The 3,404-nt window shown below is 69.4% G+C and carries 3 protein-coding genes and 1 pseudogene; 2 read left to right on the forward strand and 2 right to left on the reverse strand.

Going from position 1 to position 3,404, the window contains the following annotated elements; genetic code table 11:
- Positions 1-7 precede the first annotated feature (7 nt).
- Positions 8-547 (reverse strand): annotated as a pseudogene (locus K0M70_RS06875) (response regulator transcription factor); the annotation flags it as partial.
- Positions 544-1,731 (reverse strand): sensor histidine kinase, encoded by a 1,188-nt coding sequence (locus K0M70_RS06880; RefSeq protein ID WP_290780914.1) that lies wholly within the window; start codon positions 1,729-1,731, stop codon positions 544-546. The pseudogene K0M70_RS06875 and the gene K0M70_RS06880, both read right to left, overlap by 4 nt.
- Positions 1,732-1,901: 170 nt before the next feature.
- On the opposite strand from K0M70_RS06880, the gene K0M70_RS06885 reads away from it, so the two are divergent.
- Both K0M70_RS06885 and minC read left to right on the forward strand, forming a co-directional pair.
- Positions 1,902-2,498 carry a GNAT family N-acetyltransferase gene (locus K0M70_RS06885; RefSeq protein ID WP_290780916.1) on the forward strand — a complete coding sequence of 199 codons (597 nt, stop codon included), beginning with the start codon at positions 1,902-1,904 and terminating at the stop codon, positions 2,496-2,498.
- A 2-nt stretch (positions 2,499-2,500) separates the two neighbouring features.
- Complete coding sequence (gene minC, locus K0M70_RS06890; RefSeq protein ID WP_290780918.1) at positions 2,501-3,265, forward strand: septum site-determining protein MinC; 765 nt, start codon at positions 2,501-2,503, stop codon at positions 3,263-3,265.
- The last annotated feature ends 139 nt before the right edge of the window (positions 3,266-3,404 follow it).

Below are 3,404 nucleotides of genomic sequence, written 5' to 3' on the forward strand. Positions count from 1 at the left end.
CCCCCTAGGCCACCCCGAGCGAGTTGGCGATCTCCTTGTTGGAAAAACCGCCGGCCATCAGCCGCAGGATCTCGGTTTCGCGGTCGGTGAGCGGATCGGGCTGGTCCAGGCTGACGAAGGCCGTCTGCAGGCCCTCCAGGCCTGAAAGCAGGCGCTGGGTGACGGCGGGCTGCACCAGCGAACCGCCGCCGGCAACGGTCTGGATGGCGTTCACCAGCTGGTCCAGCGACACGTCCTTGAGCAGGTACCCGCGGGCACCGGCGCGGATGCCGGCCAGCACCAGCTGGTCGTCGTCGAAGGTGGTCAGGATGATGGTCGGCGGCAGCTGGGCCTTGGCCGACAGCGCCTGCAGGGCCTCCAGGCCCGACATCACCGGCATGCGCATGTCCATCAGGACCACGTCGGGCTTGATCTGGGGGATGAGCTCGATCGCCTGGCGTCCGTCGGACGCCTCGGCCACCACTTCGATGCCATCGGCGAGTTCAAGCAGCGATTTCACACCCTGTCGGACCAGGGTCTGGTCGTCGACCAGGCAGACACGGATCATGCGGCGTTCTCCAGTGGCAATCGGATGTCCAGCGCGAAGCCCTGCCCGCGCCCGGTGATGATTTCAACGCGGCCGCCGTACACGGCCAGGCGTTCGCGGATACCGCGCAGGCCATTGCCGTGGACCGGGTCGGACTCGGCGCCGCGGCCATCGTCGCGGGCCTGGATGCGGGCTTCGGTGGCGTCGCGGGCGATGCTCAGCCACAGGGTGGACGCCCCGGCATGGCGCACCGCGTTGGTGATGATTTCCTGGGTGCAGCGCAGCAGCACGTGCGCACGCTCGGGGTCATCGATGCTCAGCGGCTCGGACAGGTCCAGGTGGATATCCAGCGCCGGCACCCCTTCCACCAGCGTACGCACGGCGCCGCTAAGGTCGATGGCGCCCTCGTCGCGCATCTCGCTGACCGCCTCGCGCACGTCGGTGAGCAGCAGTTTGGCCAGGGTGTGGCTCTGGCGGACATGTTCCTGCGCGCGGCCCTCGGTAAGGTGACCGGCGACTTCCAGGTTCAGGCTGAGCGCGGTGAGATGGTGGCCCAGCAGGTCGTGCAGCTCGCGCGAAATGCGCACGCGCTCGCTCATGCGCGAGCTTTCAGCCAGCAGCGCCCGGGTGGCGCGCAGTTCGGCGTTCAGGCGCCGCTGTTCCTCGCGGGCCTGCGCCTGCTGCTTGGCCACCAGGCCGATCACCATCGCGAAGCTCGAATAGCCCGCATAAAGCATGGCCTGCAGCACGGCGAACCCGGGCGTGAAGCCCTCCATCTGGCTGAACACCGGCACCAGCGCCGCGTGCTGCAGCACCAGCCAGGCAATGCCCACGCCCAGCGGCACCAGCCACAGGATCACGCCGGCGATGATCATCATCAGCACCGCGCCCATGCCGGTGCCCGTCTGGTAGCTCACGGCGATGGCCGCCAGGGTGAGCGCGGCCAGCCACATGGTGTCGGCGGGCTTGGGCTTGCGCATGCCCAGCGAGCGCGTGACCTGCCAATAAATCAGCCCGAAGGCCAGGTAGGCCAGGGTCCCGGCGGTCAGGCCGCGCGCGCCGAACCCCTGGCCGGCGTCCACCCCCTCGAGCGCATCGGTGGCCGGGAAGTGCCAGGTCAACACAATCAGCGGGATGCCCACCATCGCCCAGGTGAACATGCCGGCGTACCGGAGCAACTGGGTGTGGGAAAGGCTGTTCAGCATCCCCGCATCATAGGCCCGGACCCGCCGGCGACGCCCTCCCGAAAGTCATGGCTTGGCGCGCAAGGGCCGGGTCGCACCCCGGCGCGGGGCACCCGTGCGATAATCGCTCCCCGATCGCCCGCCGGAGTTTCCTGCCCAGGCGGCCCCTTTGCCATCGGAGTCCTTTACCCATGCCGATCACCCTCCGCGACGTGCGGGAGCACGAGCTTGATGCCGTGCTTGCCCTGAACAACGCGGCCGGGCCGTCCATCCTCGCGATGGACGAAGCCAAGGTGCGCTTCTTCTGGGAACACGCCGAGTACTTCCGCGTTGCCGAACAGGACGGCCAGGTCACCGGCTTCCTGGTGGCGCTGAGCGACCAGGCCCCGCACGACAGCCCCAACTTCCAGTGGTTCCAGGGCCGCAACGGGCGCTTCCTTTACGTCGACCGCATCGTGATTGCCGCGCCGCGCCGCGGCGGCGGTCGCGGCCGCGCCTTCTACGCCGACGTGCAGAGCTTCGCCGAACCGCGCTGGCCGCAGCTGTGCTGCGAGGTCTTCCTGCAGACCGGCAACGACCCGGCGCTGCTTTTCCACGGCAGCTTCGGCTTCCGCGAGGTAGGCCAGCAGATGATGCCCGGCACCGACATCCGCGTGGCCATGCTGGTCAAGGAGATGTGCAGCTATCCGTTCGTCGCCGAAACCTACGGAGCGCAGCTGCCCGACCAGCCCTGGCTCAAGGCCCGCGCCCTGCCCGGCCGCAGCCCGCTCCTGGCCACGGGGACCTGACCATGGCCGCTTCCCCGATGGACTACGAACAGGCCGGCGAACTCAAGTTCGGCCAGGTCGGCATCGCCAACCTGCGGGTGCGCACGCTGGACCCCGGGCGGCTGGCCGCGGAAATGGCCGACCGGGTGCAGCGCGCGCCGAAGCTTTTCGCCCGGGCCGCGGTGGTGATTGATTTCGGCGGGCTCAACCGCTGCCCGGACACGGCCGAGGCCATGGCCCTGGTCGAGGCCCTGCGCGGCGCCGGCGTGATGCCGGTGGCGCTGGCCTACGGCACCAGCGCCATTGAAACGCTGTCCCAGGCCATCGGCCTGCCCCTGCTGGCGAAGTTCCGCGCGTCCTACGAGCGCGATGGCGAGGCCGAGCCGGCACCCGCCCCGCGCCAGGCCGCCGTCGAACCCGCGGCCGCTGCCCCGGCCCCGGCGCCCGCCCCGCGCGGCGAGCCGGGCCTGGTGCACGTGCACCCGGTGCGGTCGGGCCAGCAGGTTTACGCCCAGGACCGCGACCTCACCGTCTGCGCCACCGTTGGCGCCGGCGCCGAAGTCATCGCCGACGGCTCCATCCACGTCTATGGCGCACTGCGCGGGCGCGCCCTGGCCGGTGCCGGCGGGCTGGCCTCGGCCCGCATCTTCTGCCGTGAGTTCCATGCGGAGCTGGTTGCGGTGGCGGGCCACTACAAGGTGCTGGAAGAAATCCCGAAGGAGCTGCTCGGCAAAGCCGTGCAGATCTGGCTTGAGAATGACAAGCTGCGCATCGAACAGCTCGACTGAAACCACATTAGCGGCGCTTGCACAGCGCCCCGTCACGGAGAAGACCATTGGCTGAAATCATCGTTGTGACCTCGGGCAAGGGCGGCGTCGGCAAGACCACCACCAGCGCCATTGAAACGCTGTCCCAGGCCATCGGCCT

This window comes from Arenimonas sp., assembly GCF_019459675.1.
Lineage (GTDB): Bacteria > Pseudomonadota > Gammaproteobacteria > Xanthomonadales > Xanthomonadaceae > Arenimonas.